This window comes from Acinetobacter bereziniae, from assembly GCF_016576965.1.
GTDB lineage: Bacteria > Pseudomonadota > Gammaproteobacteria > Pseudomonadales > Moraxellaceae > Acinetobacter > Acinetobacter bereziniae.
Window position 1 is genome coordinate 2,728,770 of sequence record NZ_CP066119.1, and the last position, 14,802, is coordinate 2,743,571.

A 14,802-nucleotide genomic window follows, 5' to 3' on the forward strand; every position below is an offset into this window, starting at 1 on the left:
AGCATCCGTAATGGATGCTTTTTTTATGTTCATTTTTATAAGTTATAAAAAATGGTTAGCCGAAGCCAACCATTTAAAACCATCACTATTCTTAGGGAAAATAGTGTTGATTTTAAAAACGATACCCTATCCCTAAATAAGTGATTAAGGGGTCAATATCTACTTTGGTTTTTGAATGAATTAAACGATTGCCTGTATTGGCATCAATCACATCTATTTTGGCTTGATTATTTAATTTAGCATAAGACACAGAAGCGATCCCAAACCAATTACTGTCAATGTCATAGGTCGCCCCCAAACTCACGATCGGAGCAATTGCATCAGTTGTTTTGACCCGAACATAAGGATTGGCGCTGGACGGTTTCCCATCTAAGGCAGCCCCTGCCTTTCCATCCATAACATTCTGAATCATATGCCCAGCTGCAATCAAATCATTGTTAATCTGATGATTTAATTTAATATCTGTAAAACGTGAATACATCAATCCCACACCAATATATGGACGAAGTTTGTTTACCCCTGTTTGTCCAAATTGATATTGTGCTTCAACTGCTGGTGTCCAAGCACGAACTGACGCAGCTTTAGATTTATTGCCTAAATTGGTTATTGGTATTGCCTGATTTAAATCAATACCATCGGGGAATAAGATGCCAACCAGCTCACTGGGTGAAGTTGCTAAACCCGTCATTGGTGCAAAGATTTCCCCTTTTCCTTTGATATCAACTTTTGGCGGAATCCCTCCAATCAATTGTAATGAAACATTATCATTAATATAATAATTCAATGTTAACCCCAAGGTATCGACATCATCAGCCTCCAATCCTGTACCTGCTGACTGCCAATGCTCTAGACCATGAATATTTGCACTTCCAGCAACCTCTGGCAAAATATTCCCCTTACCATCGGTTAACAACGTCTTCATAAAGTCATCATTAAGAAACTCAGTTAAAACCTCTTTCTGATTGAATGGAACTCCGCCTAAGTCTTTTCCCATCGCATTCGGATCAACTGAGTTTAAAAAACTGGTTGTTGAAATACTGCCGACCGTTGCATTCGTACCATTTTTGACACGGGTATCAATATTAAATGGATTGGCTTTGCCTTGAGGCATGACATGTAACCAACCTGCTGATACTGAAAAACGTTTGTATTCATGTGCAGAGCTCAAACTGGCAATAGCGAATAATGAACTTGCAATAACTATTCTTTTTAAAGCAGATGTTTTTTTCATTTTTTATCCTTAAATTTGAGATTACCCAACCTTGGTAGTCCGCCTAAAAAACATACATAAAAAACAATATTTATGGTTTAAATTCTGATCAACAACATTCACAATAATTGATAAAAGATATTTTTATATTATTTATTTTTTTAAAATAATTTTTAATATTTCTTCTATAACAACATATTAATTTTACCATTTAGCATAAATTAACAATTATATGATATTTATAAAGTCTATTTTCCATAAAAAAGATTAAAATAAAAATATTAAATATCTCACATAAAATTTCACTTTATATTAATTCAACACATTATCAAAAAGTGAGAATTTAATGATTTTTTATAGATTCCTTTCTATCTTGTAAAAATATAAGATAAATATTCATTTATTTGACATTTCACCCTCTGTCAAAACAAAAAATGCCAAATAAAATTGTTTTTTGATCATTTTGACTTGTTTTAATTCAAACTCGCTAATTTTGGTCTGTAAGATTATAAAGAAAAACTTTATATCTTTTTTTAAACCATATAAATCATCATTTTATTTAGAAAAAAGATAGCTGGGTGTTTGGTAGGTTTTTAGTAGGTATGCAATCTGGTCTGCAATATTGATACTCAATCTCAAGGTGAACAACACCTATTGGAAACATGAAATAACAATGGTAGAAGGAATCGCACCATGGCTTTTAAAAATATTGCAGACCAAACAAACGGTTTTTATATCCCTTGTGTATCACTTTTTGGACCTGGCTGTGCCAAAGAAGTCGGTACAAAAGCTCAAAATTTAGGGGCGAAGAAAGCGCTCATCGTTACTGATGCAGGTTTATTCAAATTTGGCGTTGCTGACATTATTGTTGGATATCTCAAGGAAGCAGGTGTAGAAAGTCACGTATTCCCAGGCGCAGAACCAAATCCTACAGATATTAACGTTCACAATGGTGTGAATGAGTATAATGAAAACGGTTGTGACTTTATCGTTTCACTGGGTGGTGGTTCATCTCACGATTGTGCAAAAGGGATTGGTCTAGTTACAGCTGGTGGTGGTCATATCCGTGATTATGAAGGGATTGATCAAAGTAAAGTACCAATGACTCCGCTTGTTGCAATTAATACAACAGCAGGGACAGCTTCTGAAATGACTCGTTTCTGTATTATTACCAACACAGATACCCATGTTAAAATGGCAATTGTCGACTGGCGTTGTACCCCACTTGTTGCAATTGATGACCCTAAACTGATGATTGCAAAACCTGCCGCTTTAACAGCTGCAACTGGTATGGATGCACTGACCCACGCTGTAGAGGCTTATGTATCTACTGCTGCAAACCCAATTACAGATGCCTGTGCAGAAAAAGCAATTTCAATGATCAGTGAATGGTTGCGTCCAGCGGTGGCGAATGGTGAAAATATCGAAGCGCGTGATGCAATGGCATATGCACAATATTTAGCGGGTATGGCTTTCAACAATGCCTCTCTCGGTTATGTACATGCAATGGCGCATCAACTTGGCGGTTTTTATAATCTTCCGCACGGCGTATGTAATGCGATTTTATTGCCACACGTATGTGAATTTAACTTAATCGCCTGCCCTGATCGTTATGCAAAAATTGCACAGTTAATGGGTGTGAATACAGACGGATTAACCACCACTGAAGCTGCTTTTGCTGCAATTGATGCAATCCGTGAATTATCAGCATCCATTGGTATTCCATCTGGTTTAGCAGAACTGGGAGTTAAAGCTGAAGATCATGCTGTGATGACATCAAATGCTCAAAAAGATGCCTGTATGTTAACAAATCCACGTAAAGCAACTGATGCTCAAGTGATTGCGATCTTCGAATCTGCAATGTAATTCATTTGTATTTCACTTTACTACTTTAGCTAACAGCTTTTTTTGTTAGCCCATGTTGTGTTCTGGAATATTGTTTCGACAATATTCCTTTTTTTATGTCCTTTTTTAATTTTAACCTAAATGTGACAATACTGATTGTCATAAACATTGAAAAGATCAACAACCCTGTCTATGATGCTTAAAACATAAGCGGATTATTTCAGCAATGACAACAACAATCAAAACCATCATCATCACTGGTGCAAATACAGGGATTGGGCTCGCAACTGCAGAAACATTTGTCAAAGAAGGTCATCACGTTATTCTTGCCTGCCGTAATCCTGAAAAAGCTCAAGCAGCTCAACAATACTTACAATCTTTTGGCACAGGTCAAGTCGATCATATTACCCTTGATCTGAATAGTCTGGAGCAAATCAATGCGACAGCAAATGAAATTATTTCTAAATATCCTAAAATAGATGTATTGGTGAATAATGCAGGTATGATGACACCGAAACTCGAAGCAACAGAAGACGGTTTTGAAAAGCAGATTGGTGTGAATTTTCTCGGTCCATTCTTATGGACACTTAAACTGCTTCCGCTTGTCCAAAAGTCAGAACAAGGGCGCATTATCAATTTAGCATCTATGATGCACGTATTAGGCAATATCAAACCAGAAATTTTTAAAGCGGATCAAATTAAAAAATATAATGGTGTATTGAGTTATGCAAACAGTAAACTTGCTAATTTATTATTCAGCAATATTCTTGCCCAACAACTACAAGGAACCAATGTCACCAGCAATGCACTACATCCAGGTGGAGTAGATTCAGAAATTTATCGCGAACTGCCAAAATGGCAATATGCCATCATCAAGCTTGGACTCATTCCACCCTCAAAGCCTGCTGAATTAATCAAAAAAATTGCATTTGATCCATCATGGTCAAAACGTAATGGTGAATATGCGAGTTTGCAAACGCCTGCTTTTCGTTCAGCAAAAGCGAAAAATATGCAACTTGCTCAAAAACTATATGATGTCTCTTATCATCTTGTAAAAGACTATTTGTAATTTTGGGATTTTATAAAAGTCTGTTGACATTTCATCTAAGCATCTATGAAGTGTTAACAGGCTCTAATTAAATAAATATACAGGAATTCACCATGACCACTCAAATTCCACAATACCAAGCAGATATTCTTGGTGCAGGTTATGAACAACTGACTTTAAATTTTCCTGATGATTATGATGGTAAAGTCACCGCAACTCTAGTTCGCAAGCAAGCAGCTCAATCTACACAGAAAGCCGTACTGTATATTCATGGGTTTATTGACTATTTCTTTCAAACTGAGATGGCAGAGCAATTCAACCAGCATGGTTATGACTTTTATGCGCTTGATTTAAGAAAATATGGACGTTCTCATCTCCCTCATCAAAAATATTACTATGTGTTAAATCTGAACGAATATGATGCAGAAATAGCTCAAGCATTAGAAATAATTGGGCAAGAAGGTCATACAGAGATTGTTTTGGCAGGACATTCGACAGGTGGCTTGATTGCAACCTTATATGCTGCCCACAACCCACAACACCCACTCCTTCATGCTTTATGGTGTAACAGCCCATTTTATGACTTCAATATGCCCTCTTGGAAAAAGAAACTGGCACTTCCAAGACTCAGTGCATTGGGTAAACGTTTACCCAATTTAAAATTCCCAAGTGAATTAAATAAATGGTATGTCACCAGTTTGCATCAAGATTTGCAAGGCGAATGGAACTTTAGTTTAGAGTGGAAAAAGAAAACTTATCCGAAAGTGTATTTAAGCTTTGTCCATGCAATTTTTGAAGCGCAAAAAGAAATTCATCATGGTGTACGCCTCAATATACCGAGTTTAATTATGCATTCACATAAAACCACGTATCCTAAAAAATTTAATCAGGATGCACAGTCTACAGATGTCATTTTAGAAGTGAAAGACATCATCAAATATGCCAACAAAATCCAAGGTGATGTTAATGTGATGACCATACAGAATGGTTTACATGATTTAGTTTTATCTGCACCGCCAGTCAGAGCTGAAGTCTACCAGCAACTGTTTGCATGGCTTACGCAAAAACAGAGTTAAGCTGAATGAGTTCATCACCTTTTGTTTGATGATGCACTCAGAACTTGCCAATCAATGCTCATCTTTATATTTCATGAGCATCTGATGGGCTGGGTGCCCTACTGGTGTTAACTCAATCAAGCGCTCCACCGCATCGATTGCCTCGGGGAAATGCGCCAAATGTTTCAGTAATACATCTGTTTCATTGGCTTTAAAAATTGCTTCACTCAATCGTGATTCCAAACAATCTCGCCAAGCAGATAAAAACGGACTTTCTGTTTTAGCTAAAAAAACGCCTTTGCATAATTTTAATGCAGATTCGATATATCCTGCATCCAATGCATTTTCAGCTTGTAAAAAGTCAGCTTCAACATGAGCCAACAAACGATAAGGTCGTGACCCTAACATGCCCCCTAAAATATCTCTCAATTGAGACATTTCAGCTTTTAAAGTACCCACACTGACTTTACGCTCGCCATATAAAGCTTGATGTAAATTTTCCAAATTCATACCTTGGGGGCATAATGCAAGTATAGTCAAAATCTCGATTTGACGTGGCGTCAAGACCACAATTTTGCCATTGAATAAAACTTGCGGAACAGCGAAGGCACGAATAAATAAATGTTGTTGTTGAAATTCAAGTAATGCAGATTGGATAATTGAAGCACAACGTTCAGCAGCCAATAAACCCAAACTGTTGTGATAGTTCCATGTAGTCGAAAGATCAATGACACCCAAAACTTGTTTGGAATATGGATCTATAATCGGTGATGCATAACATACCCAATCATGTACAGAAGACATAAAGTGTTCGTTAGAAAACACGCAACTCGATTGCTGGGTTTTCAATGAAAGTGCCAAGGCATTGGTTCCAACCAAATCCTCTCGCCATTGTCCCCCTGCAATAAAATGCACGCGTTCTGCTGCATTACGCATTTGACCACTAGCAGCCGACCAAATGATGGTACTACCTATATCACCCACAGCAGCGACCATTGCAGATTGTTCCGCAATATGCGTCAACTCATCACTGCAATGTTCAATCGCTCTTTCTAATACAGTTTTACGTTCTTGCTTGACACTCATTAAAGGTGCAGCTTCACGATCTTTAGGAATTGCAGCTGAATTAGAGCGCTGCCATGAACTTAAAATACTCTGTCCAAGTTGATCAGCATGTTTTAAAGACAAACTACTGCTTTGACGTAACTGTTCGATTAAACTTCGTTTATGTGCTAACTCTTGTTGGCTTAACATACGCTACATTCCTCTGTAATTTGTCCAAAAATATCCGATTCCCTTCTGTTATTTTTATCCAACGGAACTGCTTATAAATCACTCTAGCACACTATCATCTTTACATTCACCTTGGTCAACACAACTAATACCAAAGCGTTAGAATAAAATCTTTTTTATCAATATTTAGCTGCTTTTCAACAAACAAGAAAACACTTTCAAAAATTAAATCATAGCGCAAATTTCTTTAGATTTTCATCCAACCTTTCTCCTACCTTTGACTCTCTATGCTCAAGCTATCATGTAAACAATCACTGTTCATACATGCAATATCCAGCAAATCATGAATGATCATGAAAATAAGTAAAGGGATACTCTTATGCGTTATGTCGATCCAAACCAACCTGGTTCAAAGGTTCAGTTTAAAGCTCAATATGAAAACTTCATTGATGGCAAATGGGTAGCACCCGTCAAAGGTCAATACTTTGACAATATCTCACCCGTAGATGGTAAAGCTTTTACTAAAATTCCACGTTCTTCCGCTGAGGACATCGAACTTGCCTTAGATGCAGCACATAAAGCGAAAGCCTCTTGGAACAAAGCATCTTCAACAACACGTTCTAATTTACTGTTAAAAATCGCAGATCGTTTAGAAGAAAATTTAGAGTTATTGGCAGTTGCTGAAACCTGGGAAAACGGTAAACCAATTCGTGAAACACTTGCCGCGGATATTCCTTTGGCGATTGACCACTTCCGTTATTTTGCAGGTTGTTTACGTGCTCAAGAAGGTGGCATATCTGAGATTGATGAAGATACGATTGCCTATCATTTCCACGAGCCTTTGGGTGTAGTGGGTCAGATTATCCCATGGAATTTCCCAATTCTCATGGCTGCATGGAAGCTTGCACCTGCACTTGCAGCAGGTAACTGTATTGTTTTAAAACCTGCTGAACAAACACCATCGAGTATTTTGGTGCTTGCTGAACTGATTCAAGATATTTTACCGCCAGGTGTACTCAATATTGTCAATGGTTACGGTGTTGAAGTAGGTCGTCCACTGGCTACCAATCCACGCATTGCTAAAATTGCATTTACAGGTTCAACTGCTGTTGGACAAATGATTATGCAATATGCAACCGAAAATATTATTCCTGTTACGCTTGAACTCGGCGGTAAGTCTCCAAACATCTTCTTTGAAGATGTGATGGATAAAGATGATGACTATTTAGACAAGGCACTTGAAGGTTTTGCAATGTTTGCATTGAACCAAGGTGAAGTGTGTACTTGTCCATCTCGCGCATTGGTTCAAGAAAGTATCGCTGATAAATTCTTGGAATTGGCAGTCGAACGTGTAAAACGTATCAAGACAGGTCATCCTTTAGATACAGACACCATGATTGGTGCACAAGCTTCTGAAGAACAACAAAATAAAATTCTGGGTTGTATTGCAACAGGTCGTGCTGAAGGTGCACAACTGCTTACAGGTGGTGGAGATCGCCAAGAAGTTGGACAAGGTTTCTATATTGAGCCAACGATTTTTAAAGGCGACAACAGCATGAAAATTTTCCAAGAAGAAATTTTTGGACCTGTATTGTCGGTTACAACCTTTAAAGATTATGATGATGCAATCAAAATTGCCAACGATACCATGTATGGCTTAGGTGCAGGTGTATGGTCACGTTCAGCGCATACATCTTACCGTGCAGGTCGTGCAATTGAAGCGGGTCGTGTATGGACCAACTGCTACCATATCTATCCTGCCCATGCTGCATTTGGTGGTTATAAAAAATCAGGTATTGGTCGTGAAAATCACAAGATGATGTTAGATCATTATCAACAAACCAAAAATTTATTGGTGAGCTACTCAACCAAAGCAATGGGTTTCTTCTAAGTTCTTAGCTTGGTTTTGATTCATAGAAAAGCGAACTACGGTTCGCTTTTTTAATTACATGATTTAAATATTTATACAGGTTTAATCATCATTTTAGCTTAAACAGTTATTATTTTATTTAACCTGAGTTCGATGTAATTAAATCTCTAACTCATTGAAAAAATAATAAATCTCCATGGAGTCTTGCTGCGTTTTCATCCAATTTTAGGATAAGGAGCGGAGCTCCGCAAGCGCAACCATCAATAGCGTTTCATTTCTCTTGATCAATAAAATGAAAGCGATCAATAGATTGTTTGATGATCTAAAGCTTACACTGCCATGCTTTACTTCTAAAGTTTAAATTGTTTTGCGTAGACGATGCCTCACTTTTCAGAGATGAAAAGTGACAAAAATCTTTCGTTGAGCGAGGGGTACATCCTCATACCCCCGCTCAACATGGCGACATCCATGTCGCCTCACGATAGCAAAACCATCTATGATTCAAAAGTACAAAATAAATGAATCATCCAAATCACTTGTATGAATAATCAGGCGGTTTGGCTGTATCATCTTTCATCAAAAATTTTTATCGAACTCAGCTTATTGAGCTATAGGATTTAACCAAACATCTTCATAACCATGTTTATCAATAATCACCTGAAAACCTGGTTCAAGCGCCAAATAAGGTAAAATTTCAGGTAAGTATTGATGCAAATGAGATACATGCATCGCTTGATAAAAATCAGACGCTGAAGAATATTCACCACAATGAATAAACCAAGATACATTTTCCTCTTTTTCAAGAACCATACGTACTGCATAAATTGGTTGTTGACCTAAACTTTGCATTGCAAAAGCCACCATCTCCATATCATCAAGCGGGATATATTCTGAATTATATTTCTCACAAATTTGTTTTTGTAAATCTTCTAAATGCATAGATCAAAATCCATAAACTCTTATTAACACACACTTTTTTGCTTATAAAACAGTAACGCTACGATAATGCTATTCATTGCTTTATCTATATTTACGCCACAATAATTTTATGCTTTCAAAGCTATAGCCTAACGTTGCTCTTAAATTCAACATCAATAACATGGTTAAAAATACAACCAGAAACATGAAAATACGTTGCGTATAGAAGTTCTGCTCACCAAGTGTTTTATATTTGTTCAATGCCAAATATAAAATAAAAAATAATCCATAAAAAAATAATTGAAAGTATATTTTATAGCTAAACTTTTTTTCTACGGTATCAGCCAATACCAAAGACATAAAAAATGCAGAAAAAGCAGTAAAAAAAAGAAAGCCAAGTACCCATAAAACCTCAAAACCTTTGATAAAACCAATTGCCCATAAACAAAGATTGGCAATAATCAGGCAAAATATAAATGCTTTTTTTGGTTGTTCTAATAATTTATAGAACAATTGAGCCATCATCTTTCTACCTATTTTTTGCAAAAACATCCAAAGAGATTTTTAGTTTCAAAAACCTGTTAAACCGTCTGAGCAATATCAATAAACGCTTGCGCAATTGGACTGATTTGCTTTTTATTTTTTACAGCCAAACCTATAGATCGCTTAACATTTGGAGACAACGGCATCTTTTGTACATTTGGAAAAAGAGTCATCAAATCCTTATTTAGCGCCATATCTGCAACAATTGATACACCAGCATTATTATTCACCATATTAATAATGGTTAAAATTTGAGAAAAATAGCTTTTAATCTTTGGACTTAAATTTGCTTTTCTAAACATCTCAGTCACGTGATTCTGACTCCCCGCAGAGGTCATTAAAAAAGGATATTCAACCAGTTCATTTAATCTCACTGCACTGTGTTGAGCCAATGGATTTGACTTGGGAATGAGGGCAATAAAAATATCTTCAATTACTGGAAAAGTATCAAAACGTTCTTCAGGCAATACCACAAAACCCACATCAATTGTACGATCATGAATCCATTGTGAAATATCTTTGTCAGTTCCCTCTTTGATAAACACTTCAATATTTGGAAACTGCAAACTAAATTTCTCTAATATTAAGGGAATGAGTACATTAGAAGAAGATGCACCGAATGATCCAATTCTCAATGTTCCTGAATGAAAACCATGTATGTCAGAGATTTCTTGTTTTAAAAGATTAGATGTATTTAGAATTTCTTTGGCATGAACTAAAAGCCTAATCCCTACTTCAGTCAGCTCAACTTCATTATGATTGCGATAAAAAAGTGTTACAGCCCACTCTTGCTCCAAACCTTTAATTGCATGTGATATTGCAGACTGAGTGATTTGCAAGCGTTGTGCTGCCCCTGTAAAGCTTTTTTGTTCAGCCAGCATGGCAAAGATGCTGAGTTGGGTAAATGTCATGGCTACTCTATCCATGAGTAAAAACTCATTTTACCATGAATCGACATAAGTCATATTCTTTATCTAAAGTTACATACGTCGCGCCTAAACTGATATCTAAATCACTTGTTCGGCTAATTTTGTATAGAGCATTCAGCATGTTGCAAATGATTCAAATTCTGTTTCCATCCATTGCATTAATTGGTTTAGGTTTTTATCTATTCCAATCTGGCACAATTGATGAAAAATTCTGGAATGGTGCAGAAAAGCTCAACTACTATATTTTATTTCCAGCCTTGTTATTTAGCTCTCTTGCCAATGCAGATATGAATATGGGACATCTGCATAGTATTTTAGCTATGATTTTTTTAATAATGGCGCTGATCGTCGTCACTGTCTATTTATTTGCAAAATTGAATCATACACCTGTGGCACAAATTGGAGTGTATATACAGAGCTTGATTCGTTTTAATACCTATTTGGGTTTATCCATTGCGACAAGTTTAGATAATCCTGAAATCAAAAGCATATTGGTCAATATTCTGGCAATTGCAATTCCTGCGGTTAATGTCATTTCCATTCTTTCATTGAGCCCTAAAAATGAGTTAAACATTAAAGCTATCTTTTTATCTTTAATCAAAAATCCATTAATTAGCTCATGTATTTTTGGCATCGCATTTAACGTCCTACATATTCCAATTTGGTCAGGGTTTGCGAATTTACTCAGCGCTTTTTCCAGCAGTAGTCTCATGCTAGGACTGTTATGTGTTGGAACAGCAATACAATTTACAACGCTCAAATATTATCTGAAAAAATCGTTCATCATTAGCCTAATCAGATTATTGGTTATTCCACTACTGGCATTTATCATGATGCAATTATTTGCATTTAATGCTTCAGCAGTCATTGCCATTATGATCTTCTTTTCGATTCCAACGGCATCATCTGCTTATATTTTAACAAAATTATTAAATGGTGATTATCAACTAATGGCTGCAACCATCAGTATGCAAACGGTATTGTCTGTATTTAGTTTGGCGTTAATTTTGAGTTTATTGCAGTATTTTTATCATTAGCAGTTGAACAACAGGTTCTGAGTTTGATCTACTCAATATGAAAAAAGAACTTCTAACTTGTATAAAATATTTTAAAGCCTACTCAATTACCAATAAAAAGTGCTGTGGTTAATTACAGCACTTTTAGCAAAAAACGAAACAATGTAATTTCTTCATTGAAGTGGTTAATTCATCAAATATTAATTTAGCCCAAATGATAAGCTTATTGTTGATTCAATTCCATTTCAACAAAATGGAGATGATCGACACCCCAAAACATTTCTTTCCCTACAAACCATGTAGGTGCACCAAACACACCGCATTCGATTGCTTCTTCTGTGATTTGCTTCAGTTGCATTTTAACTTGATCATCAGATAGCCATATTTGCACCTGTTCAGCACTAAAGCCAAGAGATTCAATCAAATTCATTAATACATCAATATCATTTAAATTTTGTGGATGCCCAAACATCGCATCAAATAAAGCATTCAGTACTGTCAAAAAACATTCAGGGCGATAAAGCTGGACCGCAGTAATTATGCGCATCAAATTCAGCGTATTTATTGGAAAATATGGGTTCATTTGTATTGAAATATCCCAGAGATTTGACCACCGTTGCATATCAACCATCGAATAACGTGCTTTGGCAGGCACAGTCATGGGGCTACTATTCCCTGTCGCTTTAAATACGCCACCGAGTAATATCGGTTTCCATACAATCTGTGCTTGATGTAGCTTTGCAATTTTTTGAATCTGATAAAAACCAAGATAGCTGTATGGGCTTCCTAGATCAAAGTAAAATTCAATCTGTTTCATGTTCTATCATCCTTTAGCCTACTCGGCTTATTATTTTAAAAATCCCTTGATCAAACTTTCTTCTAGAAAGTGACTTACCACTTCTCAATCCAAGGTCTTAAATCCAATTCATGTGTCCATGAATCTCGTGGTTGCTGAGCAATATGCCAATAATTCTCAGCGATGTGTTCAGGATTTAAAATACCATCTTGATCTTTCTTTTCATAAATGTGTGGAAAAGAATTTTTGATAAAATCGGTATCAATTGCACCGTCAACAACAACATGCGCCACATGAATATTTTGTGGACCAAGTTCACGAGCCATACTTTGTGCAAGCGCTCGAAGTGCATGCTTTGCCCCAGCAAATGCAGAAAAATATGCAGCGCCACGCAAACCTGCTGTTGCGCCAGTAAATATAATGGTTCCCTGTTGTCGTGTAACCATACGCTTTGCAACTTCACGTCCAGTTAAAAAAGCAGCAAAACATGCCATTTCCCAAATTTTAAAATATTTACGTGCTGTTTCTTCAAGAATACTACAAGGCACATTTGCACCAATATTAAAAACCAACACCTCGATTTGTCCTATATTATTTTCAATATCTTCAATCAATTTAATAACTTGTTCTTCCTTTCGTGCATCTGAAGCAAAACCATAGGCTCGCCCACCTGCTTCCTCGATCTCATCGATCAGCGGTTGTAACTTTTCCGCATTACGACGGGTCATACAACTGATATAACCGCCCCGGGCAAAGCGCTTGGCAATCGCACCTCCTGTTGCATCTCCAGCACCAATGACTAGCGCGACTTTATTACTTTGTCCTTGACTATGAGCTTGCATAATATCACCCTTTTACATAACGATCGTTATTATAACGATTACTATGTTATAGTTTTAAAACAAGGTCAAGAAAAGATTGATGTAAAACTATGCGATACCAATCCGGCTATAAAGCAGAAAAAAGAAAGCAACTTCTTGAAATTAGTGGACAACTCGCTAAAAAGAATGGCTTTGCCGTAACTGGTATAGATGGATTCATGAAAGCTGCAGGTGTGACAAGCGGAGCGTTCTATTCACACTTCTCATCCAAACAGGATTTATTTAAAGCACTTGTTGAAAATGAACTGAAAGACAGTATCGAAAAATGGGAAAATAACCCTTATGACCAAGCAGAACAATGGCTAGAGTTCGAATTGAATCGATATCTCACAGTTTCACATGTTGAACACGCTGAGTATGGATGTATTTTACCTGCCTTAGCCACTGAAATTTCCCGTTCAGATCTAGAAATTAAACAACTTTATCAAAAAGAATTACAGCGCGGACATGCGCTATTTTCGAAACATTTAGGCAGTGAAGAAAAAGCTTGGAGCGTTTTATGTCAATTGGTGGGTGCGATTCTAATGGCACGCAGTATCGCTGATGAAAACATTAAATTGATCATTTTAGAGTCGAGTAAAAAAGCGATACAGGCAATGTTATAAATTACAGTATAAACCACGTGTTCAACGAAGTATAAACTGGTATAAATAGCAATAACCTTATTCAATCCACTGTCAAATTATGGCTATCTCTAATACAACGCTTCCCAAAACGATCTATGCCATCCAACATTTAGCGTTTGAAGATCTGGGAACACTCGAAGATACTTTTTATGAACTCGGCTATCGTGTTCGCTACTTTGAAGCGGGTGTGGATAATTTAAAACCTGCACTTGAGTTTGAAGGACTGACCATTATTTTAGGTGGACCGATTGGGGTTTATGAGACCGAAGACTACCCATTCCTAAATGATGAAATTAAATATCTTGAGCAGCGGATCGCTAAAAATCTCCCAACTATAGGGATTTGTTTAGGCGCTCAGTTAATTGCGCATGCCTTGGGCGCAAAAGTTTATCCAGGACATCAAAAAGAAATTGGTTGGAGTAAATTAAGACTCAGTTTGGTAAAAAATAATCCTTTATTGCCTCTAGCCAATCACGAAGTTTTACACTGGCATGGGGATAGTTTTGACTTACCTGTGACTGCTGAATTACTCGCAAGCTCATCGATTTATACCAATCAAGCTTTCAGAGTAGGACAAAATATTCTCGCCTTACAATTTCATCTAGAAGTTGCAGCGGAGTATATGGAAAAGTGGTTGATTGGTCATACAAGTGAACTTCGTCAAGCGGGTTTAAATATTCCGCAATTGCGAGCAGATAATGAAAAATATGCCCCACAATTAGAATTACAAGCACCACTTGTTATTGAACATTATCTCAAAAACTTTGATCAATAGTTTTGCTTTGAAGGTTTGGCAAATATTAAGATCAACAATATTTGCCTCAAATGAATG

Annotated in this window: 14 protein-coding genes; 7 read left to right on the top strand and 7 right to left on the bottom strand. The window is 36.6% G+C overall.

The genetic code is table 11. The annotated features are described in order from the left end of the window. Nucleotides 1–112: 112 nt before the first annotated feature. Nucleotides 113–1,231 carry an OmpW/AlkL family protein gene (locus I9192_RS12875; protein ID WP_005032093.1) on the bottom strand — a complete coding sequence of 373 codons (1,119 nt, stop codon included), beginning with the start codon at nucleotides 1,229–1,231 and terminating at the stop codon, nucleotides 113–115. 672 nt (nucleotides 1,232–1,903) lie between these two features. On the opposite strand from I9192_RS12875, the gene mdh reads away from it, so the two are divergent. The 3 genes from mdh to I9192_RS12890 all read left to right on the top strand — a co-directional run bounded on the left by mdh (nucleotide 1,904) and on the right by I9192_RS12890 (nucleotide 5,179). Continuing rightward, nucleotides 1,904–3,076 carry an iron-dependent methanol dehydrogenase gene (mdh, locus tag I9192_RS12880; protein WP_005032094.1) on the top strand — a complete coding sequence of 391 codons (1,173 nt, stop codon included), beginning with the start codon at nucleotides 1,904–1,906 and terminating at the stop codon, nucleotides 3,074–3,076. 205 nt (nucleotides 3,077–3,281) lie between these two features. Beyond that, nucleotides 3,282–4,124, top strand: a complete 843-nt coding sequence (locus tag I9192_RS12885) for an SDR family NAD(P)-dependent oxidoreductase (RefSeq protein ID WP_004824278.1) — start codon at nucleotides 3,282–3,284, stop codon at nucleotides 4,122–4,124. Nucleotides 4,125–4,216: 92 nt separating this feature from the next. Then, on the top strand, nucleotides 4,217–5,179 hold the full coding sequence (locus I9192_RS12890) for an alpha/beta hydrolase (protein WP_005032096.1): 963 nt from the start codon (nucleotides 4,217–4,219) through the stop codon (nucleotides 5,177–5,179). 51 nt (nucleotides 5,180–5,230) lie between these two features. Here the strand turns inward: I9192_RS12890 and I9192_RS12895 are convergent, their stop codons facing one another. Beyond that, nucleotides 5,231–6,412, bottom strand: a complete 1,182-nt coding sequence (locus I9192_RS12895; RefSeq protein ID WP_005032098.1) for a sigma-54-dependent transcriptional regulator family protein — start codon at nucleotides 6,410–6,412, stop codon at nucleotides 5,231–5,233. 358 nt (nucleotides 6,413–6,770) lie between these two features. On the opposite strand from I9192_RS12895, the gene exaC reads away from it, so the two are divergent. After that, on the top strand, nucleotides 6,771–8,282 hold the full coding sequence (gene exaC / locus I9192_RS12900; protein ID WP_005032100.1) for an acetaldehyde dehydrogenase ExaC: 1,512 nt from the start codon (nucleotides 6,771–6,773) through the stop codon (nucleotides 8,280–8,282). 579 nt (nucleotides 8,283–8,861) lie between these two features. Here the strand turns inward: exaC and I9192_RS12905 are convergent. The 3 genes from I9192_RS12905 to I9192_RS12915 form a co-directional block, all read right to left on the bottom strand. Next, nucleotides 8,862–9,200 (bottom strand): immunity protein Imm33 domain-containing protein, encoded by a 339-nt coding sequence (locus I9192_RS12905; RefSeq protein WP_005032102.1) that lies wholly within the window; start codon nucleotides 9,198–9,200, stop codon nucleotides 8,862–8,864. Nucleotides 9,201–9,281: 81 nt separating this feature from the next. Further along, a complete protein-coding gene (locus tag I9192_RS12910) occupies nucleotides 9,282–9,704 on the bottom strand; it encodes a hypothetical protein (RefSeq protein WP_005032105.1) in 423 nt (140 codons plus the stop codon). A gap of 56 nt (nucleotides 9,705–9,760) precedes the next feature. Then, a complete protein-coding gene (locus I9192_RS12915; protein WP_010591068.1) occupies nucleotides 9,761–10,633 on the bottom strand; it encodes a LysR family transcriptional regulator in 873 nt (290 codons plus the stop codon). 137 nt (nucleotides 10,634–10,770) lie between these two features. On the opposite strand from I9192_RS12915, the gene I9192_RS12920 reads away from it, so the two are divergent. Beyond that, the gene (locus tag I9192_RS12920) at nucleotides 10,771–11,688 is read left to right on the top strand and encodes an AEC family transporter (RefSeq protein ID WP_005032109.1); all 918 of its coding nucleotides are present in this window, start codon (nucleotides 10,771–10,773) and stop codon (nucleotides 11,686–11,688) included. A 202-nt stretch (nucleotides 11,689–11,890) separates the two neighbouring features. On the opposite strand, the gene I9192_RS12925 is transcribed toward I9192_RS12920, so the two are convergent. Together I9192_RS12925 and I9192_RS12930 are read right to left on the bottom strand one after the other, a co-directional pair. Next, entirely contained in the window at nucleotides 11,891–12,484 is a 594-nt protein-coding gene (locus tag I9192_RS12925; RefSeq protein WP_005032111.1) for a 2-hydroxychromene-2-carboxylate isomerase, read from the bottom strand. Nucleotides 12,485–12,558: 74 nt separating this feature from the next. Further along, the gene (locus tag I9192_RS12930) at nucleotides 12,559–13,305 is read right to left on the bottom strand and encodes an SDR family oxidoreductase (protein ID WP_005032113.1); all 747 of its coding nucleotides are present in this window, start codon (nucleotides 13,303–13,305) and stop codon (nucleotides 12,559–12,561) included. 89 nt (nucleotides 13,306–13,394) lie between these two features. Between I9192_RS12930 and I9192_RS12935 the strand changes: the two genes are divergently transcribed. Both I9192_RS12935 and I9192_RS12940 read left to right on the top strand, forming a co-directional pair. Beyond that, nucleotides 13,395–13,949, top strand: a complete 555-nt coding sequence (locus I9192_RS12935; RefSeq protein ID WP_005032115.1) for a TetR/AcrR family transcriptional regulator — start codon at nucleotides 13,395–13,397, stop codon at nucleotides 13,947–13,949. 79 nt (nucleotides 13,950–14,028) lie between these two features. Further along, nucleotides 14,029–14,745, top strand: coding sequence for a glutamine amidotransferase (locus I9192_RS12940; RefSeq protein ID WP_005032119.1), 717 nt, complete (start codon nucleotides 14,029–14,031; stop codon nucleotides 14,743–14,745). Nucleotides 14,746–14,802: the final 57 nt, after the last annotated feature.